23 protein-coding genes are annotated in these 25146 nt (G+C 56.3%); 10 read left to right on the forward strand and 13 right to left on the reverse strand.

From position 1 onward, the window contains the following. Positions 1-6: 6 nt before the first annotated feature. Together AC5TBW_RS17065 and frdA are read right to left on the reverse strand one after the other, a co-directional pair. Entirely contained in the window at positions 7-774 is a 768-nt protein-coding gene (locus AC5TBW_RS17065; protein ID WP_495509706.1) for a succinate dehydrogenase/fumarate reductase iron-sulfur subunit, read from the reverse strand. Beyond that, positions 771-2558 (reverse strand): fumarate reductase (quinol) flavoprotein subunit, encoded by a 1788-nt coding sequence (frdA, locus tag AC5TBW_RS17070; protein WP_495509707.1) that lies wholly within the window; start codon positions 2556-2558, stop codon positions 771-773. Before frdA ends, AC5TBW_RS17065 begins: the two co-directional genes overlap by 4 nt. Before the next feature lie 265 nt (positions 2559-2823). Here frdA and AC5TBW_RS17075 point away from each other — a divergent pair, with 265 nt between their 5' ends. Beyond that, positions 2824-4293: an anion permease gene (locus AC5TBW_RS17075; protein ID WP_495509708.1), complete on the forward strand. Its 1470-nt coding sequence runs from the start codon at positions 2824-2826 to the stop codon at positions 4291-4293. 8 nt (positions 4294-4301) lie between these two features. Here the strand turns inward: AC5TBW_RS17075 and menH are convergent, their stop codons facing one another. Genes menH through AC5TBW_RS17095 form a run of 4 tightly spaced genes read right to left on the reverse strand, consistent with a single transcriptional unit; the run spans position 4302 to position 8650 of the window. Next, the gene (gene menH, locus AC5TBW_RS17080) at positions 4302-5060 is read right to left on the reverse strand and encodes a 2-succinyl-6-hydroxy-2,4-cyclohexadiene-1-carboxylate synthase (protein WP_495509709.1); all 759 of its coding nucleotides are present in this window, start codon (positions 5058-5060) and stop codon (positions 4302-4304) included. After that, positions 5050-6786: a 2-succinyl-5-enolpyruvyl-6-hydroxy-3-cyclohexene-1-carboxylic-acid synthase gene (menD, locus tag AC5TBW_RS17085; RefSeq protein WP_495509710.1), complete on the reverse strand. Its 1737-nt coding sequence runs from the start codon at positions 6784-6786 to the stop codon at positions 5050-5052. Before menD ends, menH begins: the two co-directional genes overlap by 11 nt. A gap of 5 nt (positions 6787-6791) precedes the next feature. Then, complete coding sequence (locus tag AC5TBW_RS17090; RefSeq protein WP_495509711.1) at positions 6792-8117, reverse strand: isochorismate synthase; 1326 nt, start codon at positions 8115-8117, stop codon at positions 6792-6794. 35 nt (positions 8118-8152) lie between these two features. Next, complete coding sequence (locus AC5TBW_RS17095; RefSeq protein WP_495509712.1) at positions 8153-8650, reverse strand: DoxX family protein; 498 nt, start codon at positions 8648-8650, stop codon at positions 8153-8155. Between the two features lie 142 nt (positions 8651-8792). Here AC5TBW_RS17095 and AC5TBW_RS17100 point away from each other — a divergent pair, with 142 nt between their 5' ends. Then, positions 8793-9719 (forward strand): 1,4-dihydroxy-2-naphthoate polyprenyltransferase, encoded by a 927-nt coding sequence (locus AC5TBW_RS17100; RefSeq protein WP_495509713.1) that lies wholly within the window; start codon positions 8793-8795, stop codon positions 9717-9719. Between the two features lie 59 nt (positions 9720-9778). Here AC5TBW_RS17100 and hmuQ read toward each other — a convergent pair whose 3' ends face one another. Next, positions 9779-10081: a heme-degrading protein HmuQ gene (gene hmuQ / locus AC5TBW_RS17105; RefSeq protein ID WP_035560873.1), complete on the reverse strand. Its 303-nt coding sequence runs from the start codon at positions 10079-10081 to the stop codon at positions 9779-9781. Between the two features lie 116 nt (positions 10082-10197). Between hmuQ and AC5TBW_RS17110 the strand changes: the two genes are divergently transcribed. Then, positions 10198-11778 carry a cryptochrome/deoxyribodipyrimidine photo-lyase family protein gene (locus tag AC5TBW_RS17110; protein WP_495509714.1) on the forward strand — a complete coding sequence of 527 codons (1581 nt, stop codon included), beginning with the start codon at positions 10198-10200 and terminating at the stop codon, positions 11776-11778. A 273-nt stretch (positions 11779-12051) separates the two neighbouring features. On the opposite strand, the gene AC5TBW_RS17115 is transcribed toward AC5TBW_RS17110, so the two are convergent. The 6 genes from AC5TBW_RS17115 to AC5TBW_RS17140 all read right to left on the reverse strand — a co-directional run bounded on the left by AC5TBW_RS17115 (position 12052) and on the right by AC5TBW_RS17140 (position 17840). Then, complete coding sequence (locus AC5TBW_RS17115) at positions 12052-12540, reverse strand: hypothetical protein (RefSeq protein ID WP_495509715.1); 489 nt, start codon at positions 12538-12540, stop codon at positions 12052-12054. 101 nt (positions 12541-12641) lie between these two features. Beyond that, positions 12642-12947 carry a DUF6804 family protein gene (locus AC5TBW_RS17120; RefSeq protein WP_495509716.1) on the reverse strand — a complete coding sequence of 102 codons (306 nt, stop codon included), beginning with the start codon at positions 12945-12947 and terminating at the stop codon, positions 12642-12644. Then, positions 12948-13289, reverse strand: coding sequence for a hypothetical protein (locus tag AC5TBW_RS17125; protein WP_495509717.1), 342 nt, complete (start codon positions 13287-13289; stop codon positions 12948-12950). Positions 13290-13643: 354 nt separating this feature from the next. Continuing rightward, positions 13644-14915, reverse strand: coding sequence for a 4-aminobutyrate--2-oxoglutarate transaminase (gene gabT, locus AC5TBW_RS17130; RefSeq protein WP_495509718.1), 1272 nt, complete (start codon positions 14913-14915; stop codon positions 13644-13646). Between the two features lie 11 nt (positions 14916-14926). Next, a complete protein-coding gene (locus AC5TBW_RS17135) occupies positions 14927-16378 on the reverse strand; it encodes an NAD-dependent succinate-semialdehyde dehydrogenase (RefSeq protein ID WP_495509719.1) in 1452 nt (483 codons plus the stop codon). A 46-nt stretch (positions 16379-16424) separates the two neighbouring features. Continuing rightward, positions 16425-17840 carry an APC family permease gene (locus AC5TBW_RS17140; RefSeq protein ID WP_495509720.1) on the reverse strand — a complete coding sequence of 472 codons (1416 nt, stop codon included), beginning with the start codon at positions 17838-17840 and terminating at the stop codon, positions 16425-16427. Between the two features lie 278 nt (positions 17841-18118). Between AC5TBW_RS17140 and AC5TBW_RS17145 the strand changes: the two genes are divergently transcribed. From AC5TBW_RS17145 to AC5TBW_RS17175, 7 genes are all read left to right on the forward strand, one after another. Continuing rightward, positions 18119-19537 (forward strand): aminotransferase-like domain-containing protein, encoded by a 1419-nt coding sequence (locus AC5TBW_RS17145; protein WP_495509721.1) that lies wholly within the window; start codon positions 18119-18121, stop codon positions 19535-19537. 87 nt (positions 19538-19624) lie between these two features. Continuing rightward, on the forward strand, positions 19625-20305 hold the full coding sequence (locus AC5TBW_RS17150) for a transglycosylase SLT domain-containing protein (protein WP_495509722.1): 681 nt from the start codon (positions 19625-19627) through the stop codon (positions 20303-20305). Positions 20306-20315: 10 nt separating this feature from the next. Beyond that, positions 20316-21056 carry a TSUP family transporter gene (locus AC5TBW_RS17155; RefSeq protein WP_495509723.1) on the forward strand — a complete coding sequence of 247 codons (741 nt, stop codon included), beginning with the start codon at positions 20316-20318 and terminating at the stop codon, positions 21054-21056. A gap of 69 nt (positions 21057-21125) precedes the next feature. Then, the gene (locus AC5TBW_RS17160) at positions 21126-22313 is read left to right on the forward strand and encodes a M24 family metallopeptidase (RefSeq protein WP_495509724.1); all 1188 of its coding nucleotides are present in this window, start codon (positions 21126-21128) and stop codon (positions 22311-22313) included. Positions 22314-22459: 146 nt separating this feature from the next. Further along, positions 22460-22831 (forward strand): hypothetical protein, encoded by a 372-nt coding sequence (locus AC5TBW_RS17165; RefSeq protein ID WP_495509725.1) that lies wholly within the window; start codon positions 22460-22462, stop codon positions 22829-22831. A gap of 160 nt (positions 22832-22991) precedes the next feature. Beyond that, positions 22992-24386 carry a YfcC family protein gene (locus AC5TBW_RS17170; protein WP_495509726.1) on the forward strand — a complete coding sequence of 465 codons (1395 nt, stop codon included), beginning with the start codon at positions 22992-22994 and terminating at the stop codon, positions 24384-24386. Positions 24387-24401: 15 nt separating this feature from the next. Continuing rightward, entirely contained in the window at positions 24402-25103 is a 702-nt protein-coding gene (locus AC5TBW_RS17175) for a DUF1028 domain-containing protein (protein ID WP_495509727.1), read from the forward strand. Positions 25104-25146 lie beyond the last annotated feature (43 nt).

Raw genomic sequence — 25146 nt, forward strand, 5'->3', positions numbered from 1 at the left:
CCTCCCCTACCCTTTAAACAGCGCAATGAGTGTGTGTTTGGCTGCCTCAACCTTGCCCTGATTTACCGCCGCAGCCGGGTCAACGTGTTTGGGGCATACCTTGGAGCAGAAGCCCACAAAGGTGCAGCTCCACACGCCTTCATGGCGGTTAAGTTCGGCCATACGCTGCTTCTTGCCGTGGTCGCGGCTATCCAGGTTGTAACGGTGAGCCAGCGTTAGCGCCGCCGGGCCAAGGAACTCAGGATTAAGCCCGAACTGCGGACAGGCCGAGTAGCAGAGGCCGCAGTTAATACAGTTAGCGAACTGCTTGTAGCGGGCGAGCTGTTCAGGTGACTGTTGATAGGTTTCCGGCGCCTGGGGATCAAACGCTTTCACCGGATTGTCATCGATCAGGTAGGGCTTCACCGCGGCCAGATGCTCAAGAAATATTTCCATGTCCACGACCAGATCCCGCTGCACCGGAAAGTGGGAGAGCGGCTCGATGCGGATCTCGCCTTCGTAATCGCGCAGGAAAGTTTTACAACCAAGCTTGGGAATGCCGTTCACCATCACGCCACAAGAGCCGCAAATCGCCATCCGGCAAGACCAGCGGTAGCTCAAGGTGCTATCGAGCTGCTCTTTAATGTGGTTAAGGGCATCCAACAGCGAGGTGCTGTCGTCCACCGGCAGTTCGTACTGCTGCCAATAGGGCTCAGCTGAGCTGTCGGGCAGGTAGCGTTTGACGCTTATTTGCTTGGTGCTAACGTTCTTAGCATTGATCTGCTCGGTGCTCATGCCTTGCCCCCGTTGCCTGCATCGCCATAGGCCCTCTCAGCCGGTGCGGAGAACCGCACATCGACATCCTGCCAGTGCAGTTCGGCATTCGCTTCGCCTTGGTAAAACACCTGGCTGTGCTTGAGGTAATTAACGTCGTCGCGTTTCTGCATACCTTCATCCAGGCGCTGATGGGCACCGCGGGATTCACGGCGCTCAAGAGCACTCAAGCAAGAGGCTTCGGCAATATCCAAACCATAGCCAAGCTCGATACACTCCAGCAGCTCGGTATTGAATATCTTGCTGGTATCTTTAACGCGTATCTTATTGAAGCGAGCGCGCAGCTGGCGCATGGTCTCAAGCGAATGGCGCATGCCCTCTTCAGTGCGGTAAATACCGCAGCCGCTCTCCATGGCCTGCACCATGGCGCGCTTGAGTTCGACCCAGTTCTCCCCACTTCCGGTTCCGTCACAGAGGCGCAGCAGCTTGGCTTGTTGACGATCACCCTGGGCTTCCAGCAGCCGCTCATCGGCCCACTCGGTTTTTGCTGCACGCTTGCTGGCTTGCTCCCCGGCTAAGCGGCCAAACACCAGCAGCTCACTTAGCGAATTGGAGCCTAGCCGGTTAGCGCCGTGCAGCCCCACCGAGGCGCACTCCCCAGCGGCATAAAGCCCGGCGATGGAGGTTTCGCACTGAGGGTCGGTTTCGATCCCACCCATGGTGTAGTGCACCGCCGGGCGAATAGGGATGGGCTCTTTAACAGGATCGACATTGATATAGGCTTTAGCCAACTCGCAGATAAACGGCAGGCGCTCCAAGATATACTTTTCACCCAAGTGGCGCAGGTCGAGATAAACCACGTCGCTGTCGCCAAACTTACCCGTGCGGCCCGCCTGCTGCTCTTGCCAGAAGGCCTGGGAGAGCTTGTCCCGCGGTCCCAGTTCCATGTATTTGTTTTCCGGCTTGCCCAGCGGGGTTTCCGGGCCCAGGCCGTAATCCTGCAAATAACGGTAGCCCTCTTTATTGAGCAGAATGCCGCCTTCGCCCCGGCACGCTTCGGTAATCAAAATACCGGAGCCAGGCAAACCGGTGGGGTGGTACTGGACAAACTCCATATCCCGCAGCGCCACACCGTGACGATAAGCCATCGCCATACCGTCGCCGGTGACAATGCCCGCGTTGGTATTGAAGCGGAACAAGCGCCCTGCGCCGCCGGTAGCGAGAATCACCGCTTTAGCGCGCAGCAGGGTCAGTTCACCGGTGGCAATCTGCAGGGCTATCACGCCAATCACCGCACCTTCGTGAACGGCTAGATCGAGCACGAAAAACTCATCGAACCGCTCGATCTCAGGATATTTCAGCGAGGTCTGAAACAGGGTGTGGAGCATATGAAAGCCGGTTTTGTCGGCCGCAAACCAGGTACGGGCGGTTTTCATGCCCCCAAAGCGGCGCACCTGCACTTGGCCATCGTCTTTACGGCTCCAGGGGCAGCCCCAGCGCTCCATCTGCACCAGCTCTCGATAAGCATGATGAACAAAGTAGTCGACGACACCCTGCTCAACCAGCCAGTCACCGCCTGACACGGTGTCATCGAAATGCGCCTGATGGGAATCTTCGGCACTGGTGACGGCGGCAGCACCGCCTTCAGCGGCCACGGTATGGGAGCGCATGGGATACACCTTGGACAGCAGCGCAATACGTTGAGGTGTCTTATGCTCCTTGGCGTGCTCAGCGGCCCCAATGGCAGCACGCAAGCCTGCGCCACCCCCACCCACAATGACGATATCGAAATCTCGCTGCTGCATGAAAAGCCCCTTCATTAGCCAAGTCACAGGTGGTAATGGCGGCAATCTACGCTGCCGTCTTCTTTATTCGAACCTATCATGCCCGCTGCAGACCCTGCTTGTTAGTCGAAAGGACTATTGACGTGAATCAAGGAAGAAGTGAATTGAGTCGGCATTGCTGTTCCCGGCGTGCCGCAGCACCTACTCTTCCAGCCATCCCGTGCATGGCAGATCCCTATTCGCCAGACGACAACAATCGCCAGGATAAACTCAAGAGAGGTGCCGAATGACGACGAATGCTCAACCCTCACCGCGATGGAAATTGTTAGCTCCGCTAGCAGTCGCCATCATCGTCGCGCTGATACCCACTCCCCCCGAGCTAGCTCCCCATGCATGGTATTTTTTAGCCATCTTTCTGGGCTGCGTGGTGGGTTTGATTCTTGAGCCACTACCGGGGGCGGTGGTAGGTCTGGTCGGCGTTACCCTGGTGGCACTGCTTTCTCGGTGGGTGTTGTTCTCTCCCGAACAGCTGGCCGCTGACGGCTTCAACCCCGCCGGACAAGCTTTTTCCTGGGCGGTGTCGGGCTTTACCAACTCCACCGTCTGGCTGATTTTTGGCGCCTTTATGTTTGCCTTGGGGTATGAAAAAACCGGGCTCGGCAGGCGGATATCGCTTTGGCTGGTCAAAGCCATGGGGAAGCGCACGCTGACCCTTGGCTATGCGGTGATGATTGCCGATGGCATTCTGGCACCGTTTACGCCCTCGAATACCGCGCGCAGTGCGGGCACGATTTATCCAGTCATTCGCAATCTACCGCCGCTTTACGATTCGCACCCCAATGACCCCAGCATGAAGCGCATGGGCAGCTTCTTGATGTGGACCGCGTTGGCCTCCACCTGCGTAACCAGCTCGCTATTTTTGACCGCACTGGCCCCCAACTTATTGGCTATCGCGCTCACCGAAAGCACCACTGGTATTCAGGTCAATTGGGGACAGTGGTTTATGGCGGTCGTGCCGGTGGGCATTCTGCTGCTTCTGCTGGTGCCGCTGCTGAGCTACTGGCTATGCGCCCCCGAAGTGAAGGCAGGCGATGAAATTTCTGACTGGGCGGGAAAGGAGTTAACCAAGCTGGGCGTACTGACCCGCCATGAAATAATGCTGGTCGTGATGGTGGTCACCGCCCTGCTGCTGTGGATTTTTGCCGGCAGTGTTATCTCTGGTTCACTCGTGGGCCTAGTGGTGATCTGCGGCATGCTGTTAACGGGCATCATTCACTGGGACGATATTCTTAATAATCGCGCGGCTTGGAATACCTTTGTATGGTTTGCCACCCTGGTGGCACTGGCAGGCGGTCTTAGCCAAGTGGGATTCGTTAGTTGGTTTGGCAATGTGGTGGGCGGTCAGATAAGCCACTTCGACCCGCTGATGGCCATGGTAGCGCTGGTGGTCATTTTCTATCTACTGCACTACTTCTTTGCCAGCGTGACGGCCCACGTTACCGCCCTGCTACCCGTGATTCTGGCGGCAGCTACCGGGGTTGCCGGACTGGATATGCAGATGTTTATTCTGCTGCTGCTACCCACACTTGGCTTTATGGGCATTCTCACCCCCTACGGTACAGGTCCAAGCCCGGTTTACTACGGCAGCGGCTATCTGCCCAGCGCACTCTTTTGGCGGTTGGGGGCGATCTTTGGACTGCTATTCCTGGTGGTCTGGCTAGTCATTGGCCTGCCCTGGTTAATTCTAATCAGCTGACCGGTGGTTTAGCCAAGCGTCTGATACCAGGCGTTGAGGTTATGTGAGATTTCATCCGGCTGCTCGGAATGGAGATTGTGGCCCCCTTCCAGCGTGATATGGCGCAGGCGCGGGGCCATTGTTGTCAGATGAGATGCCAAAGAGTGGAACTTGGCATCCCGCTGCCCCGAAAAGTAGCTTACCGGAAGCGAGGTACTTTCCAGCCACTGCCAAAGCGAAGGCTGTTGGCCTAAGGAAGTTGATCGCAGCATGCTGGCGATGGCTGGCCCGTGATTCGCTAGCCGACGTTGAATCTGCCGAGTGCACTGGGCCTCGGTTAAGTCGGCGAACACCGGCTGCCGATACCAGTCGGCAAGTACATTCTCTAATGACTCCTGCTCGAAACGTGTTGCCCAGCGTTCATCGTGGGCAATTCGGGCAGAGCGCTCGTTTGCAGGCAACCCTGGGTGAGCGCTCTCCAGCCAGAGTGCTTCCAACCCCGATGGCTGACGGCTGGCATGGTAAAGCGCCAAACGCCCACCCAGGGAGTAACCCAGCAGGCAGTAGCGGCTAACGCCTCGGTCACTCAATGTGTCGCACAGCCAATGGTGAAACGCCTCAAACGAGGCCAGCCGTATCTGGTGATTCTCACCGTGGCCCGGCAGGTCTAACGCTAAGCAGTTAATGCCTTCCAAGCCAGCGATGACCTCATCCCAATCCTGACGATCCCCCAGTAAGCCGTGGAGCAGCACCAGGGTAGGTGCCTGCTGCTGTGATTTACTGCTCACGCGGCTCCCCTCGAATCGCTGCGCCAAGGGCCTTGAGGTCATCGGCGACCTGCTGATGGGGCACGTTAACCTCGATCAGTGAAACGCCCGCCTCTAACGCCTGGGTATAAGCCGCCGCGAAGGCCTCCAATGAACTGGGCGCCGAGTAGCCAAGCCCAAACATCTTAGCCGCATACTCGAAGTTCAAGCCGTGGGGCTGGCGGTAATAGCGCTCCAGCAGCTCACCCTCTTTGGGCACCGGCAGCATATGGAAAATACTGCCGCCATCATTATTAAGAATGACCACCACCAGAGGCTGGCTGGACTGTTTCAGTAGCGCCAAGCTGTTGAGATCATGCAGAGCACTGGTATCCCCCAGCACGATAGTCGTGGGTTCCGAGCATGTGCAGCTGAGGCCATAGGCCGTTGCGATCAGGCCATCGATACCGGAGGCCCCGCGATTAGCCAATACTCGCAGCGTCGTTTGGCGATGCGTACCCAGCATATTCATTAGCCGCGCGGGCAGGCTGTTGCCTATAAACAGCTGCCCTTCAGCCAACTGTGCTAAAAGGTGGCAAACACCCACTTCTGAGAATGCCGTACACCGCTCTTCCACAAGCAGGCAGGTGCGTCGTTGGAGGCTATCCAACTGATGCCAAGGCGATTGTTCAAAGTGTGTTGGCAAATCAGCGATAAAGTCGGCAGGCGAGCATACCAAACGGCGCTTAACGCAATAGTCAGGATCCAACCGCTGGGGCTGCGGATCAACCAACCAGACATCCTGCCAGGGCTGCTGGGCAATAAATTGGCTTAACCGCTTGGAAATCAGTCGGCCACCAAACTGCAGCAGCACTTCTGCCTTGGTTAGCTCAGCGCTGAACCGCTCATCATGCAGCGCCAAATCAAAATAAATCAGGTTGTGAGGATCAAACCGAACCTGGCTCTGCACATCCGCCAGCAACGGCCAGCCCAATTGCTTGGATAGCTCAACAGCATGCTGCGCCTGCTGAAAATCATCAACACTGCCAACGACAATCAGGCCCCGCTGCTGGGCAAACGTTTTCCACTCACTATTAAACGCGGGAAACGCAGTGCTGGTCCGCCAATCACTCCACGGTTTTGAAGTCGTCAGCCACTCCCTTAGCGGGGCGAGATAGTCACTGGCATCCATAGGGCAACTGCCGGGGTAAAGCGGCTCGCGGTAACGGCAGTTAATGTGAAGAGGCCCAGGAGTACGGCGCTGCTGGTCAACCGCTTGGTCAAGCGTGCTGAGTAGGAATGCCGCTTTTATCGCAGCATCTGGCGGCGGCAGGTCGTGGTGAACAATGGTGTGGCGGGAGAAAATATCCCGCTGGTCAATCGCCTGGTTGCTGCCGTTGTCCAGCAGTTCAATCGGGCGGTCGGCAGAAAGCACTATAAGCGGCACGCCGAGCAATTTGGCTTCCACTACCGCCGGATAAAGGTTCGCTAAAGCGGTGCCTGAGGTGGTGATAATGATGACCGGGCGCTGACTGCCCCGGGCAATGCCCAACGCCATAAATCCCAGCCCACGCTCATCAAAGTGGCAGCGGCAGCGCAGCCCGGCGTGTTCGCTGGCGGCCATGGTCAAAGGCGATGAGCGTGAACCCGGCGCCAGCACCACGTCGCGGACGCCTAAGCGGTAGAGCTCCTCCAGCATCAGCGCCGCCCATACATGATTAAAGGTGGCGTGTTGGATGGCAAAATCGGTAGATACAGGTGCTGTCATATGCATTATCCCATCCCAAGCAGTGACATAATGTCAGCAATTTTCGTATCCAGCTCGCGCCACTCCTCGTCCGGCTGAGAGCCTGCCACAATGCCTGCTCCGGCATAAAGGCGAATCGTTTCTGGGCTGATATGGGCGCAGCGAATGGCCACCGACAGGTCACTGCTGGTGTGACTGATTCTACCCAAGACGCCTGCATACCAGCCACGGCGATGGCGCTCATGCTGGCGAATAAATGCCAGTGCCGACTCGCGGGGCACACCGCCCACCGCCGGGGTAGGCGGTAGCACGGCAAGCAACTGTTGGTCAGTGACATCTCGGTGCAACTCGGCGTGAATCAGACGACGGATATGCTGTACCGAGCGCAGCTTAACAGTATGCGCCTCGCCCATCTGGACGTGACAAGAGAGCGGCTCAAGCTGGATCAAAAGCTGCTGATAGACGCACTGGTTTTCCAAGCTGTTTTTCTTATCGGCCAGCAGTTCATCGGCAAGCGTTTGATCTTGCTGGGCATCCCGCCCGCGCCGTGTAGTGCCCGCCAGTGCTTCTGTCGTTAAATGAATCCCTTCACGCTTATAGAGCTGCTCCGGCGGGCAGCCGATAAACGCTTCATGTGAGGTCAATTGGACGCCAAAGTGGAAACAGTCGGCGGCGCCGTCCTGCCAGCGTGCTAGCAGCGCCCAAGGGTTAGGCGTTTCAGGTGTCGTCAGGCAGGTCTCCCGTGAAAGCACCACCTTGGGTGTGTGGCTCAGGTGATCAGGATGGGTGACCTGCGCGACCGATGCCGCCCACGCCTTCTGCGAAGGGCGGTCTTCACGCTGATAAACATGCGGCCGCAAGCGCGGCAACGGCTGCTCCTCTTTCAGGGCAGCCAAACAGGCACGCGCCTGGGCTATCTCGGCCTCTGGGCAGCGGTCATCAAAGCGCAGATTGAGTGATAGCGTCGTCACAGTTTGCTGGCGCCTAAGCTCTATACGCGGCAGCAAAAAATGACAGCCAGGAAAATGCTCCCACCCTACCGTACTGGTGTCGAAAGCCATGCCACCGAAGTAGTCCGGCTGCTCGCCCCCCAAATCTGCCAGCCTGGAAAGGTCAGCCTGCAGCGCGGCTAGTGAATCAAACGCCTTAACAGCCCCCAACGTCGCATACTCAACGGCGCCAGCTTCTCGGGATTGCCAATAGAAGCGGGGATACTCGCTCTGCGCGTTTAGCCATCCCATCAGGTGATTGACCTGACAAGAGGTACTAAGGCGTATAAACCCTTTTTTAGCGCTATCGCTAAGCGTATCAAGCTGGCTTTTGAGTGCCTCAACAGGAGGAATAAATTGCATAATTTACCTATTAGGCCAGCCTTTTCAATTACCTACTAATGACTACTGGGGTGCTTCAGGCCTAGTTTTTGTTTCACATAGGGTAGCACCCATCGATCGCCGCCAAACCGCCCTGCATTAGCACCCGCCACCAGCAAAAAGAACGTCAGCGCAATCATCCATGGATTAGTGGACACCGTGCCTGCCATCAAAAACGACATGTTCATCACGATGGCGAAAAACGCAGCAAAAGATGTCAGCACACCAACGATCAAACCCAGGCCAACTGACACTTCTCCCAGCGGTATAATGACATTAATGATATCGGCATTGGGCAACGCAACATTCTCTAGAAAGGCAACATAATTGGGGTAAACCGCGCTTCCCTCGCGCATCACAGGATTGGCGACAGCATTGCTTAAGAAACCCTCGGCGCTAAAGCCACCGGTGATTTTACCGATGCCCAGAGTTAGCCAGGTGATGCCTAAGTAGAGCCGGAGTAATAACCAAACTACTGCCATATATTTGTTATGTCTAAATAAGTCGCCAATCATCGCGTAAACTCCTGGTATCGGGTGACCAGCAGTGTCGGACAAGATGACGAGGCATATTTTGACGTAGATCTACTTTTCAGCACTTAATCATACATTGACGAATGTTTATTGAATGAAAACGGTCAACAGGAATATCAACGGAATGGAACAAAATAGTCAGCGCCGCCCCTACCAAGCCTGGGTACTCGCCGCTCGCCCCCGAACGCTGCCGCTGGCGTGTGCTTCCATTCTGCTGGGTACGGGACTAGCCGCGAATGTGGATGCACTTAATATGGCAGTACTTGTGCTTGCCCTGCTGACCGCTATAGCACTCCAAGTGCTATCAAATTTAGCCAACGATTACGGTGATGCCGCATCGGGTGCCGACGACGAACAGCGAATAGGGCCTGAAAGGGCAGTCTCTTCCGGTTTGCTTACCTCGGAAAAAATGCGCACGGGAATGATCGTTGCGGCCACGATTGCCGCAGTACTGGGGCTGTTATTGCTGGTCGCCGCGTTTGGGGATCAATGGGGGCAGATTCTCATCTTCATTTCATTAGGGGCTGCGGCCCTGTTGGCAGCGGTAACCTACACCGTTGGGCTAGGTGGAACCCCTTATGGCTACCGAGGGTTTGGGGACATTGCGGTCTTTGTATTTTTTGGGCTACTCGGCGTCTTGGGCACCTACTATCTGCATGTACAGCAACTAAGCTGGCTGCCCTTTCTACCTGCCGCCGCCTGCGGTTTGCTGGCCACCGCCGTACTCAATGTCAATAACGTACGCGATATCGAAAGCGACGCGCGCAACGGCAAGATCACCCTGGCCGTGCGGCTTGGTCGCACCAAGGCGATTAACTACCACTGGGCGCTGCTGGGTATGGCGCTGCTGCTTACCTTGATCTACATGGTTGCACTGCCGGTACCGTGGGTGGGATGGAGCTGCCTGCTGGTGGCCAAGCCACTGACCGATGCAGCCAGAACGTTAAGCCATACCCGTGATGGCGAGATGCTAACCAATATGCTGAAGAAAACGGCCATTTCAACGCTGCTTTATAGCGTGTTGCTGTCTATTGGCTTGGCCTTGTTTTAGACGCTTAAAGCGGGGCAACCACCCCGCTGACAGTCTGCTTCGTGTTAGCTGGGCATGCCTTACAGCACTACCTCATAACCTTCAAACTTGGGCGGGCCAAGGTAGATACCTTCCGGCGCTTTAGCATTGGCATGCGCTTTGCGGAACGCATCTGACTTGGTCCAGTCACGGAAAGCTTCTTCCGATTCCCATACGCTGTGGGAGATAAACACGGTGTGATCTTCCTGGCTTTCACCCTGCAGCATCTTAAATTGCTTAAAGCCCGGCACTTCATCCAGGTGAGAGTCGCGGTTGCGCCACACCTCTAAAAAGTCCTCTTCGCGGCCTGGAGCAATCCGAAAACGGTTCATGGCGATATACATCATTACTCTCCTACTGGGTTGATTCCGCAAACGCTACCTTGATGGTAACGTCACAGGCAAATGGCGAATAGGCTTAGCGGCGAATAGCCCTCAACCGTCGGGTATCAGTATTATTAATGGCTAAGGCACCTATCCAGGTCGTTTGGTTCAAACGCGATTTACGCATTCACGATCACGCGCCGCTTTCTAACGCAGCGGCGGCTGGCCCCGTGTTGCCCGTATTCGCCATTGAACCTGAGCAGTGGCAGGCGCCGGACAGCGCGCTGCGCCACTGGCAATTTGCTGCAGACTCGCTGGCTGATCTCGCTCAAGCGTTGGGAACGCTGGGTTTGCCGCTGTGCCTATGGCAGGGCAGCATGCTTGACCTGCTGGCTGCGCTTAAAGGGCACTATGGCGAGCTTGTCCTTCACTCCCACGAGGAGACCGGCAACGCCTGGAGTTTTGCCCGCGACCTTGACGTTAAAGCATGGTGCCAGCAGCACGGCACGCCATGGCATGAAGCGCGCCAGCACGGCGTAGTGCGTGGCTTAACATCCAGAGTGGCCGACCGCAACGCATGGGAAAAGCAGTGGGAAACGTTAATGACGGCGCCCACCGCCGCTGCCCCGCAAAACGCCCAGGCGGCTGAGGGTTGGCAAGCTTTCCACCATTTTGATGTCGAACAGCTTCACGGCCTGACATTAGGATTTGATACCACGCCCTGCCCCGAGCGACAGCCAGGAGGGCGAAGCGAAGGCCGCGCAGTGTGGCGCAGCTTTGTAACCCAGCGCGGACGGCGCTATCGCGGCTCGCTTTCTAAACCGCTGCTGGCCTGGGAATTTGGCTCAAGGCTTTCGCCCCATTTGGCCTGGGGCACACTCTCCATGCGTGAAGTGGTGCAGTCACTGCGCCGCCAGCGGAAAAAGCATGCGGAAGACACGCCGTGGTCACGCTCACTGCGCGCCTTTGCCTCCCGGCTTCACTGGCACTGCCACTTTATTCAAAAGCTCGAAAGCGAGCCGAGCATAGAGTCACAAACGCTGCACCCCGCGCTGAGCGGCCTGCGCGAGCGCGACCCAGAACACCCCAATCTGATTGCCTGGAAGCGCGGTCAAACCGGCGTACCGCTGGTGGATGCCTGCATGCGCAGCCTGATCGCCACCGGTTGGATCAACTTTCGCATGCGCGCCATGCTGATCTCCCACGCCACTTTTGGCTTAGGGCTGCACTGGTATGAACCCGCGTTACATTTGGCGCGGCTGTTCACCGACTTCGAGCCCGGCATTCACTACCCCCAGGTGCAGATGCAGGCAGGCGCCACGGGCACTAACGCACTGCGAGTGTATAACCCCATCAAACAGGCGGAGGATAACGATCCAGATGGTGAGTTTGTCGCCCGCTGGGTGCCGGAGTTAACCACACTGCCGTTAGAGTGGCGCGCCAAACCCTGGGCCCTACCCGAAAGCCTACGCCAGCGGTTCGGCTTTCAGCCCGGCGAGCACTACCCTCTGCCCAACGACTTTGAAGCCGAAGCGCGGCACTGGAAGAAGATGCTGTATGAGCTTCGCCGCACCCCGGATGCCAGAGAAGCCAGCCAAGCCATTGTGGATAAGCTCGCCAGCCAGCGCCGACCGACCGCTCGGCGCACTAAAAAAGCAAAACCCGACAATCGTCAGCAGCTTGCGCTGTTTGATGAGGGCGGGGAGGAGGATAGGTAGCTGTTACGCTTAGATATACGTGGCCGCAAATGGGGAACAGCACGGTATGACACATGCGCCATTAGAAGGAGCCTGTCGTTCGGCATGCAATTGATATTATTGGTGGACTGCTTCAGTAATGCCGCCAATCGTTACCTATCCTGCGTCTCGTTTGGGGAACTACCGAAATGTGCTTACTCAGTTGACAGGAAAGTATCTAACGATTAGAAGTCGTGCTTTAGCCCGCCCAAGCGAATGAAGTGAGCAATTTGAGCGCTTTGCTATAATTCATGCTCAAACCTGAGCTCTTTTCAAGAATCGGAATTCTCCTAGTCCTATTTGGCTATATCCAGGCAAGTTCCAGAACTCTTTGTGAATTCTTTCTGACAATCTAGGAACTGATCGGGCATCGCTCTCTTTGGTGATGCTCCAGCTAAAATGAGCTCGCTCTTTGTCTTCCTGATGGGCTGTGCCGATAATAATAGTGTTCGCCATAGCGTCAAAACCGATTAACGTAAACTGATTTACGCAGTTAATGTTATCGTGATCATTACAGGCAAAGCTGATGGCAATATTGCTATTACTTGGGTCTGGCCAGACGCGATCCTCTGGATTTTGGATGTCCTCTGGGATTCCAAGAAGCAGTTCTTTGTTAAGAATTTCCACTACTTGCTTATTGTTCCTCAGGCCGTACTGTTCTAAATATTTCATAAGGAATGAGATTCGCTCCAAATGAGCCTTCACAGCATCCTCTGAAACCCTTTTCCTAAAAAATGAGACCATGCTGACTCCTTTCAGAGTGGATCTAACGCTTCGTATCACGGACAGCAAAAAGCGGAGCGACGGAGGAGCATCGCTTTTTGCTGTCCGAGTGCATGCGATCGTTATGTGTTTTCATTTTCTCTGTGCTGAATTACTGACTTTGTTGAAAACAGCAGAATACCTGACCCAACATCGATTACAGCCCACAGATCCTTTGGCAAATGAATCTTAAGTATCGGATTGAAGAGTACGGCCAAAACACCATAAACCCATGGCAATGATTTATGGCTACGGTCGTATGCAATGAAAGCTGCCCATATAAATACGCATGTGGCCACAAGGCGCAAAAGCGTGTAATACCCATACGGCAATGATGCAGCCCCAACAAGCAGCATTACGGAAGCAATATAGATAATCACAATAGGCATTTATTTTTGCCTTTCAGAAAGGCCTAAGCCAGTTACTAGTAGTACGTTTGCCGCTATAGAGATGCCAGTTACTACCCACGCAGCGGTAGTAAAATCCCAGAACGAGATATCGTGCCACCACCACTCAAAAAGTATTGGCGCAAATGTTGTTCCAAACGGAATCATGGACGTAAAGCCGATAAATATAGATAAAACAACAAAAGCTAGGATGCCTTTGAATATTGTCAGTTCGTAGTAGCCTGTAAAATACAAACTATAGATCAGAAAGCCAAACACGATGAATCCGGAAACAGACTTCAGTATGGCTCCAGTGCCCGTTAAGGCGTCGGCTACGTTACTCATTATCGTTTTCCTTTTTACAAACAGCGTATTAGATAGCACATCCTATGATTGGATGAACGTGCCGTCATTATTGTCCGAAAAAAAGCCTGCCATAATTTCCCAAACCTATGATTCTTATATTTATTAGGCTGCATATCTAAAACTCGCACATCTGCTGCATTTGCCAACACCTCCACGTTGGAAGGTTATCTGTCCTACTATTTTCTCATTCACCATACCAAATTCAGCTTAGCACAGGTCACTTAGGTCGGCTGATTCTCTTAGGCCTAGGCTTTCAACGCCCATAAAAAAACCCGCCCTCGCCAGCAGCTTTCACTGTTTGACGAGGGCGGGTTTCGTGATGCTTAAACGATATTAGCTAAGCGCTTCCAGGGACTGCTCAATAATGCTCAACCCTTCTTCCAACACAGAAGAAGAGACGGTTAACGGCACTAGAATACGGATGCTGTTGCCATAGAAGCCGCAGGAAAGCAGGATCAGGCCTTTCTCACGCGCTTTGGCACACACTTGCTGGGTGAACTCCGGGGAAGGTTTGCCGTCGCTATCAAGCAGTTCAAACGCCGCCATCGCGCCTAGCTGGCGGCCGTGGGCCACGGCGGGGAAACGCTCTTCCCATACCGCGAAACGCTCGGCGAGCATCTTGCCCATCTGCTCGCTTCGCTCAAGAATGTTCTCTTCTTCGATCGCCTCAATCACCGCCAGCGCCGCCGCGCAGGAGAGCGGGTTACCGCTGTAGGTGCCGCCTAGGGAGTTGGGGCCAGAGGCGTCCATTACCTTAGCGCTACCTACTACTGCAGAAAGCGGCATGCCGTTAGCCAGGCTCTTGGCGGTGGTCAGAATATCCGCCTCAATGCCACTGTGTTCGAGGGCAAACAGCTTGCCGGTGCGGGCAAAGCCGGACTGTACTTCATCGGCGATCAGCAGAATGCCGTGCTCGTCGCAAAGGGCGCGCAGCGCTTTCAGGTAATCCGGTGAAGCGATGTAGAAGCCGCCTTCGCCCTGTACCGGTTCAATTACGATGGCCGCCGTGCGGTGCGGGGCGATATCGGTTTTGAACAGCGTGCGGATGGCGTTCAGCGAGGCTTCTTCGCTGATGCCGTGCAGCGGGTTGGGGAACGGTGCGCGGAACACGTCGCCCGGCATCGGGCCAAAGTCGTTCTTGTAGGGCAGCACCTTGCCGGTCATCGCCAGCGTCATCATGGTACGGCCGTGAAAGGCACCATCGAACGTGATGATGCCGGTGCGGCCAGTGGCGGCGCGAGCGATCTTCACGGCGTTTTCCAGCGCTTCGGCGCCGGTGTTGACCAGCATCGCTTTGCGCTCGGGGCCGCGCACTGGCGTCAGTTCGCAAAGCTTTTGGCACAGCTGCACGTAGGGGGCGTAGGAGATCACCGCTGCGCTGGTATGCATGACTTTCTTGAGCTGCGCTTCAACGGCAGCAACGATTTTCGGGTGGCGGTGGCCCAGGTTCAGCACGCCAATGCCGCCCGCGAAGTCGATCCAACGATTGCCATCGGCATCCCAGAGCTCGGCGTTTTCAGCGCGCTCGGCAAACTGGGTGGTCGGCGTAGCGGCGCCGTTAGCCACGTAGCGGTTTTTCAGGTCGTTCAATTCTTGGTTAGTCATCATCGTTCTCTTTATAAACCGCCAACGCAGACGTATTTCAGTTCAGTAAACTCATCCAACCCGTGGTGAGAGCCTTCACGCCCCAGACCGGACTCTTTCACGCCACCAAACGGCGCCAGCTCGGTAGAGATCAAGCCTTCATTGACGCCGACCATGCCGTATTCAAGCGCTTCCATGGTGTGCCAGATGCGGCGGTAGTCGGTGGCGTAGAAGTAGGCCGCCAAGCCAAACGGCGTGTCGTTGGCCATCTGGATGGCCTCTTCATCGTGCTGGAAGCGAAATACCGGCGCGACCGGGCCAAAGGTCTCTTCGTCGGCGACCGCCATCTGGCTAGTCACGTCTGCCAGAACCGTGGGGGTAAAGAAACGATCACCCGCTGCATGGGGTTGTCCGCCGCACAGTACGCGCGCGCCGTGGCTGACAGCGTCATCAATATGACGCTGCACTTTATCGACGGCCGCTTGGTTGATCAGCGGGCCGATAACACTGCCTTCTGCCAGGCCATCACCCACTTTTAACGCATTCACACGCTCGGTGAGCTTGGCGACGAACGTATCGTAAATGCCGTCCTGCACCAGGAAGCGGTTGGTGCAGACACAGGTTTGCCCGGCGTTACGGAATTTGGAGGCAATGGCGCCATTAACAGCGGCATCCACATCGGCGTCGTCAAACACGATAAACGGCGCGTTGCCGCCCAGCTCCATGGCGGTTTTCTTCACCGTGCTGGCGCACTGGGCTAACAGATGTTTGCCAACCGGCGTGGAGCCGGTAAACGACACCTTGCGCACCCGAGGGTCGGTGGTGAGCACTTCACCCACGGCGGCAGGCTTGGAAGCCGTCACCACGTTGATGGTGCCTGCGGGCAGGCCAGCTTCCAGCGCTAAGTAAGCCGCGGCCAGTGCGGTCAGCGGGGTGGCTTCAGCAGGTTTGATCACCACGGTGCAGCCTGCGGCCAGCGCCGGGGCGCACTTGCGGGTAATCATCGCCAGCGGGAAGTTCCAGGGGGTAATCGCCGCGACGACACCCACCGGCTCACGCAGTACCAGCAGGCGCTTGTCCGCGCCGTGGCTGGGCAGGGTTTCGCCGGCCATGCGCTTGGCTTCTTCGGCGAAAAACTCGATAAACGAGGCACCGTAGGTCACTTCGCCTTTGGCTTCCGCCAGCGGCTTGCCCTGCTCCAGGGTCATCAGGCGGGCTAAGTCATCGGCGTGCTCATTGATCAACTCAAACCAGCGGCGCAGCAGGGCCGAGCGCTGTTTCACTGGGGTTGCACGCCAGGCAGCACCGGCGTTGTAGGCCGCGGCCACGGCGTCACGGGTATCGTCGGCGCCCATATCGGCGACGCGGGCAATAGTTTCGCCGGTGGCGGGATTATCCACCGCAAAGGTTTGTTGGCCTTTACGCCACTCGCTGCCCACCAAGGCGGGAACCGCATCGTGCAACCACTGTTCGATAAAGCTCATACGTTGCTCCTAAAAAAACTTAAGTCCAAAAATCTCGTAAGACGGCTTACAGATCCGCTTTCATATGGCGATCGCTGTAGTCACGCCCGTAGGTACGCAGTGCGTGGACATAGAGCGCCAGGCCAAGCAGTGACCAACCGGCAAAGATGGTCCATTCCGCACCGCTCAGCGCCGCCGGGCTACCGGGCAGATAGAGGCACGCCATACCGAAAGAAAGGATGATCGCGAGGGTGCCGCACAGCTTGCCGTTGCTGACTTTGAACGGACGGGGCATATCGGGTTCACGCACCCGCAGCACCACAAAGGAGATGGCCACGAACAGGTAGGCCAACACGATACCTAAGCCACCGGCGTTAACGATCCACACCAATGCTGGGCGACCAAAGAAGGGCGCCAGACAGGAGAGAAAGCCCATCATAAAGATGGCGTTGGTAGGCGTTCTATAGCGAGGGTGCAGCTTGGCAAACGGTGCCGGTAGCATGCCCGCTTTAGCCAGGGCATAAATCGCCCGGGAGCCGCCAATGTAGAAGGCGTTCCAGCTGGTAATGATGCCCGCAATCCCTGCCATGACCATTAGGTTACTGGCCCATGAGGCGTTAAACAGACTGCCCATGGCATCCGGCACGCTGAGCGAACTTGCCGCCAACTCATCACTGTTCAGCGCCAGGCTGGTGGCCAGAATAATCAGCGCGTACCACACCACCGCCAGAATCACCGACATCATCAGCACTTTGCCGATGGCGTTGTAGGGCAGATTAATCTCTTCGGCGGCCTGGGGGATAACGTCAAAACCCACGAACAGGAACGGCACCATGACCAGCACGGCGACAATGCCAGCGAACACGCCGGTGTCGGCCTGGGTGAACAGCGGCATCATATTGATGGTTTCGCCTTCAAACAGCGAACCGGTGACAAACATGACGCCCACCAGCAGAATTAACCCGGTGACGACCTTTTGCAGCAGCGCAGCGGTCGTTACACCGAAGTAGTTAATCACCATCATGGCCAGCGAACCGCCCACGCCTACCGCTACCCAGGTGGCTTTCACTTCCCACCCGGCAATCGTCCAGAGGTGGCCAACGGCGTAGTTGGGCGCCAGGTGTTCGATCACCGTGGGTAACGCGACGGCTTCAAAGGCCACGACGCTTAAGTAACCTAAAATGATCGCCCAGGTACATAAGAATGAGGGCAAGTGACCCAAGGCGCGGTAGCTGTAGACGTGCTCGCCACCCACTTTGGGCATCGCAGCGGCAAGCTCGGCGTAGGTCAGGCCGACCAATACAATCGCTAAACCGCCGATAATAAAGGCTATAATGGCGCCTAGGCTGCCAGCGGATTGAATCGCGGTGCCGGTGAGTACTATCCAGCCCCAGCCGATCATCGCGCCGAAGGCCAGCGCTAATACATCGCCACGGGCCAGTACCCGGACGAGCCCTTCCTGTTCTGATGCGGGTGTGGTCATTGTAAAATGTCCTGCGAGTTATTGGATGTTGTCGTGGGCGCTCAGGGGCGCGGTATCCTGATTCTGCTTTTTTAATCGTGCGTTGATTGCCGCGTTTTAAACGGACTTGTTTAACAGAATAGCAACACGCTAGCAGGCGGCGATAAAAACGCGAATGCACCACTTTGACGTTCGACTAGACCACTTTCAAGGCGCACCAAAAAGGTGCGCAAATTCCATGCTGCTTTCGTCTAAGTAGTAACCTTAAGCGGGGCAAGCGGGATAAAGGAGGCATCCAGATGGATCGAAAGGAGGTCGTGCACCAACTTGTACAACTTTATGCACTCCAACCGGAGCGGCTGAGTAAGCAGGTGCGCATAGAGCAGGCGTTGCGCCAAGCAATTACCCAGCAGTGGCCTGCCGGACTGCGACTGCCCTCCCATCGCCAGTTGGCGGATGCCCTAGGTGTTGCCCGCCAGACACTGGCGCTGGCGATACATACGCTACTCGAAGCGTCACTGCTGAAAACCGCCCATGGCCAAGGGACCTGGACGTGCAGGCCCGTTACTCCCAACCTTACAGGAAGTGGCAATGCCCAGCTCTCATCACGCGCCCAGCGGGTGTTAGATGGCCCCGGCGCCAGCATGATTCAAAGCGGCGCTTTCGTGCCCGGCATTCCCGATATCGCCCAGTTTCCAATGCGAAAATGGCGGCAGCTCTACGCCAGCGTAACGGTGCCGCAAAATGCCCTACTGCTCTCTTACTCCACCGGTGGCTACGGCCCGTTGAAGCGCGCGATACGTGACTTTTTGGCGCGCTGGCGCAATATTACTTGCGACACTGAGCAGATCATCATCACCGACGGCACCCATAACGGCATTGAGCTATGCGCCGTGGCGCTGGCCGATGTGGGTGACACCGTTGCCATGGAGTCGCCCTGCTACTGGGGAGCACGCAACGTCTTTACCGCTGCAGGCTTGGAAATTAAACCGGTGCCGTGGCTGCCAGGGCAGGGTCATGCACTACCGCCTGCCCCTGACCCAGTAAAGCTGGCCTACCTCACAGGCTCGCACCACTACCCGCTCAGCGTGCCTACCCGCTCTGCCGACAAGCAACACTTATGCGACACCTTAGCGCCTGCTTATATTATCGAAGATGATTACGAGTTCACCCGCGACGACCACCCCAACCTGCTCTTCGACCCCCACTCAGAGCGCCACTTGCTGGTGGGCTCGTTTTCCAAGATGATGTTTCCAGGTTTGCGGTTAGGTTATTTAGTGGTACCGCACCATTTAGCGGGGCCGATGAACCGTCTACGCAGCGAGCTTTTCCGTGAAGGTCGCATGCTGGATCAAGCCGTGCTGGCGCAGTTTATTTTTGATGGCGATTTAGATGCCTGGTGCCGACGCATTCAGCGCGACTATTTAGGTCGCCAGCAGGTGCTGCATGACCAACTGCGATCGCTGCCTCAAGTGCGCAGTGTTTCACCGCCCAGTAGCGCCATCAGCCTGTGTGTCGAGTTTGAACCGGACGTTAACGACGTAGGGATCGCTCAATCACTGCTGAAAGAGCATTTGATCGTGCGTCCATTAAGCCCTGTGTGTGCACCAACAGATCCACGCGTTGGCTTAGTGATGGGTGTCGGCATGCTGTCAGGGGAAACGCTGGTACGCGAAGCACAGCGCCTGCGTCGCAGCCTCGAAGCGCTGCTGCGCTAATGGTGACTAATAGCGCGTCGGTTATTAAGTAAGTGCTTCTCAACATCTTATCCACAATCTTTGAATAGCTTATTCACAAGGACTTTTATGCGCTGCCCTGTTGATAACCGTATCTTTGCGTCTTCACCTGCTGTCGCCTCACTTCGCCTTTGGATGGCGATAGGCCTTGCTCTGTTCCTCTCCGGTTGCGCCACTTTTGCCCCCAACCCGCCCCAGGATCAAAGCAATATCTGCGAGATATTCCGCGAGCAGCCCAGTTGGTACGACTACGCTCAGGAGTCCGAGGAGAAGTGGGGGACGCCCATAGCCACGCAGATGTCGTTTATCCAGCAGGAGTCTTCGTTTCGCAGCCATATTCGTCCTGATCGAAAATACTACTTAGGCTTTATCCCCGGCCCGCGCCCCTCCTCCGCCAAAGGCTACGCCCAGGCCCAAGACCCGGTTTGGGAGGAGTATGAAGATCAAGCGGGCAGCCTGTTTGCCCGCCGAACCCATATGAAGCACGCCACGGATTTTATTGGCTGGTATAACCGCCGTTCACAGCAGCAGGCCGGTATATCGCTTAGCAATCCTGAACACCTCTATTACGCGTATCACGAAGGCGCTGGCGGCTACCAGCGAGGCACTTACCGCAGCAAACCTCAGGTATTGAGTGCAGGAAGACAAGTGGCGGCGCGGGCCAATCGCTACCAAGCCCAGCTCAACGCTTGCGAAGCAGAATTCCAGTGCCGCAAGTTTTACCAGGTCTGGCCATTTTGCCGTAGTTAAGGGATAGACAATGTCACTATGGATGGGGGCAGCCCTGGTTAGTGTGGTGTTTTTCACCTCCATGCTTTCCGGTGTATTTGGGATGGCGGGTGGCTTGGTGCTGCTGTGGTTTCTGCTGTTGGTATTTCCCGCTGGGACGGCGATGGCGGTGCACGGCGTGATACAGCTAACGGCGAATGGGTCACGCGCTTGGCTCTCGCGGCACTATATTGTCTGGCGCATCGTCGCGTTTATGGCGCTGGGTGTACTAAGCGCCGCAGGCCTGCTTCTGCTGTTCAACTACAGCCCCAATGCCGCCAGCGTCTCGCTGCTGATTGGCCTGCTGCCAATACTAGTGTGGCTGCCCAAGCGCTGGTTTCATCTCAATGCCAACCGCGCCAGCCATGCTTTTTGCTGCGGCATCGCCTCAGGGGGTTTAACAATCGCTGCGGGGGTTTCCGGGCCGCTGATCGATATCTTCTTTGTGCGCTCACGCATGGATCGCCGCCAAGTCGTGGCCACCAAGGCGATGATTCAGGTAGTGGCGCACAGCATTAAAATTATCTTCTACCTGGGTGCCGCTATGGCGCTAAGCGCGGGCGAATGGGGCATCGTATTGCTAGCAGCTCCGTTTGCCATGCTCGGCACTCAAGCGGGTAACCGCATTTTACACCGCCTCACCGATGCCAACTTCCGCACCTGGACCCGCTGGATCGTGACCGGCATTGGTATTTTCTACTTTGCACAAGGGATATTCCTGCTCGCCCGTTAGCGTTGAGGGAGATAAAAGCGGACTTGCCGTTGATGCCTATACTGACCATAGTCATCAACGGAGGTCGCTATGGATTATCATCACTACCGCACAGCCCTGACTGAAACACTTGCCCAGAGTGAAGTACCCTTTCCCGCTGCCGAATACCAGGCGCGTCTAGATAAGGTGCGTCAGACGATGACCCAGCAAGGGTTAGATGCGCTGCTGCTCACCGATCCCGCCGATATTAATTACCTCACCGGCTATCACACCTTTGAAGTCTCGGTTCACGCCTGCCTTGTCTGCACGCAAGAACGGTTAGTGCTGCAAGTTGCCTCGATTGAAACCGGCGCGGCCGTCGTCACCGCTCAGGTCGATGAGATCATCGGCTACCGCTGGGAAAACCTCGATGAAATCATCGCGCCATTGGCGGATCTGCTGACCCACTGCCAGAAAATCGGCATTGATGGCTGGAGTGCTGGGCTGCGCTTTGGTGTGATTGATGCACTGCTGAAGACCATTGGCCGCGAGCGTTTTTGCGAAGCAGGCGCGTTAGTCGATGCGATTAAAATTGTTAAAAGCCCTGCTGAACTCGATATGCTGCAAGAGAGCGCGCGAATCACCGCCCTAGGCCTTGAGACCGCGATACAAAGCATTCGCCCAGGCATGACCGATAACGACATTGCCGCCATCGGCGCCAAAGCGCTGTTGGAAAACGGCAGCGAATTTATGAGCCTGCAACCGATCGTGACCAGCGGGCACCGCATTGGCGTTATTCACGTTAACCATAAGCGGCGGGTTATTCAGCCCAACGAGCCGGTGTTCTTGGAGTTCGGTGCCGCTTACCAGCGCTACACGGCCCCCATGATGCGTACTGCGGTGACCGGCGCTCCCAACGCGGCCCTCTCAGCCACTCGCGGCCTTTGTCGTTCGATATTCGAGGCTCTGTGCGACACCATGCGGCCCGGCAATAGTTTTGACGCTGCCGCCCAAGCGGCTGATGCCTTACTCGCCCCGCAACGAGACCAGTATTTCTTCTCCGGTGTGTTTGGCTACGCCGTGGGCGCACAGTTTCCGCCCAGTTGGGTGGAGGGCACCGGCTTTATCGCTAAAGGCCAACACCGAACCTTTAAAACCAATATGGTCTTTCACCTGCCGCTCTGCCTACGGGTACCCGGTCAGTGGGGCGTAGGAATAAGCGACACCGTGGTAGTGACCGAACAGGGAGCCAAGCCACTGACCGATAACGACTGGCAGCTGTTTGAAGCACACTCATAACCTCTCACATAGACACTCTCATCGCCTTGCATTGACAGGTTCATAAAGTAACGCTATCGTCAGCACAGATGCAAATGAGAAACACTCTCTTTTTCCATTATACAGCGTTTCATTAAGCAGGCAATCCGTCGTGAGGGATCAGTGAGATGACTAGCGAGCAGCGGCAACTTCGCCAAACGGTCATGTTTTTGCGCACCTCTTTTGAAGCGGTTCAGCACTCCATTGCTGGCCGCTTGGAGGACCCGCTGCCCTGCTGGATGGATACCGCCATGATGTCGATGCTTTCCCGCGAGCTGACCCGCTGCTGTCAGCAGTCGAAGCCACTGTTTGCTCCTCCCGTTACTGAACAGCTTTTCATCGCCTCGCAACAGTGCGACCTGCTGCTCAAGCAGTGCCCCGGGGTGCTCAGCAGCGCCATTTGCCACCGCCAGTTGAGCGCCATCATGCTGCCGCTGGCCAGTGCCCTTCAGCAAATTGATAGCCCTGCCAAGCGCCGCTGGCCGTGGCAGCGAGCTTAACCGCCCATCTTCATGCAACTGACTAGGCTATTTATTAATCGGCATAGTCACGAGTGACCTTTAGTAAGGCTTACTTGACCCCGCTATTTATCATGATAAATTCAAAGTAAGGCGCCAACGAGCGTCCACGCTGAGACACATCACAAGCAAGGGTATCCTCATGGCTGAACAACCTACCGCGGCAGCCTCTGGCTCGCGTAAAAAGTGGTATCAGGCGGTCCCCGACCCCATGGTGCTAATCTTTATAATCCTGGTCGCTACCTATTTTCTAACCTTCATTATTCCCGCCGGTGAATTTGAGCGGGTTACTCAGGATGGGCGAACGGTCGTGGTGCCGGGCTCATTTGCCTACTTGGAAGACGTCGCCAACATTCCCCTGTTCAATATTTTTGTGGCGATTCCTGAAGGCCTTATTTCCGCCTCTCGATACCTGTTTATCGTCTTCATCGCTGGAGGGCTGTTTCATATCCTGCAAAAGACCGGCGCGCTGGAAAATGCGATCGGCGTGGCGGTTAACCGCGTTGGGGTTGAACGACGCAACGTGATCATCGTCGTCGGCACCTTTATCTACGGCTTTTTTGGCGTGGCAGTGGGGTTTGAAAACAATATCGCGCTGGTACCAATTGCGGTACTTATCGCCAGTGCCATTGGCTGCTCAAGTTTGGTGGGTACCACCATGGCCGTTGGCGGTATTGGTATCGGTTTTGCTCTTTCGCCAATCAACCCTTATACCGTCGGGGTGGCTCAAGGTATTGCGGAGCTGCCGACATTCTCTGGCGCTTGGCTGCGCACGTTACTCGTGCTTTCATCGCTTGCCCTTCTCTCGCTGTATATCTGCAAGCGGGTCGTCAAGATGGAGTTCGAGGAACCCGACAATGCGGAAGCGTTAAGCAAGCCCCTTAGCGAATACCACCTGACAAAGCGCAACATACTCACCATGGTGGTGTTTGTGGGTGGTTTAATCGCCATGTTGATCGGGGTGTTTACCCGTGGCTGGTATATCAATGAAATTGCAGGCACGTTCCTGCTGCTGGCGATCATCATAGGTGCCTTGAACGGACTGTCGGCAAACGGCATCGTCAAACAGATGATGGAAGGTGCCGCCAGCGTTACCGCCGGTGCGCTGGTGATCGGGGTAGCAGCCTCTATTCAGGTCATTCTTGAACAAGCCGTCATAATCGACACCATCGTCAACTCGCTGAGCGCGCTAATCGACGGTATACCGTCGGTGTTCTCTGCCATCATGGCCAGTGTGGTGCAGGGCATCATCAATCTGTTTATTCCCTCCGGCTCCGGTCAGGCGTTAGTGACCATGCCCATTCTTATTCCCGTGGCAGACCTTGTCGGCATGAGTCGCCAACTGATGATCACCGCGTTCCAGGTGGGTGACGGCTTAACGAACCTGATTGTGCCGACCTCCGGCGGTACGTTGGCCATGCTGGCACTCGGTCGCGTCTCTTATGCCCAGTGGCTCAAGGCCATTCTGCCCTTTATGGTGCTGGTCTATGTTTTGTCCTGGATTGGGCTGGTGATTGGCCACTTGGTGGGCTATTAAGCCTGCATAGCCACGATGACGCTTTCACTGGTTCACTACCACCCCACCACCGGCACTGTGGCCACCATCACCGCCACCGGAGGGGTGGCGGTAGGTGGCTATGTACATCACTGCTGGCGCGGCGTTGGAGCGTGCGTCACCCAAGGGCGGTTTACCAATCCATGGTACCCGGCTCGGGTGCATGAGGCACTTGTCGATGGCGCCACCGCTAAGCAGGCCCTTGGCACGGCGATCAACGCAGATAGCGATTCCGCGCTGCGCCAATGCATGGTGATGGATGCCCATGGACGCTCATCGGTACATTCGGGAAGCGAGAACATCGCCGAGGTGGAAGACGCCCGCTTTCCCGGCGTCGCTGCGGTCGGCAACATGCTGCAAAGCGGCGATGTCGTGCAGGTCTTGGCAGAACAGTTCTTAAGCCTTAGCGCCACCAACAGCGGCGCCGCCATCAAACGCAGCGAGGCGCCCCGCTACCCCCATCATCACGACCAACACTTGCTGGCGCACCTCATTGGCGCCCTCGATGCCGCTTTGGATGCGGGTGGCGATAAGCGTGGTACCCGCTCTGCCGCGCTGCGTATCGAGTCGTTCCAGCAAGCACCGATTGACTTGCGCGTTGACTGGTCGGAAGACGTCGTGGGCGCCTTGAGGGCGTTGGCTGACCAGTTTATGAGCGACGACTTCCAAGCCTTTTGGCACCAACTACCGCTACGCTAGAGGCACATCCAAGCTGGTAGTGTTGCTGTTACCCTGCGCCTAT

The organism is Vreelandella sp. ssv (assembly GCF_059448525.1).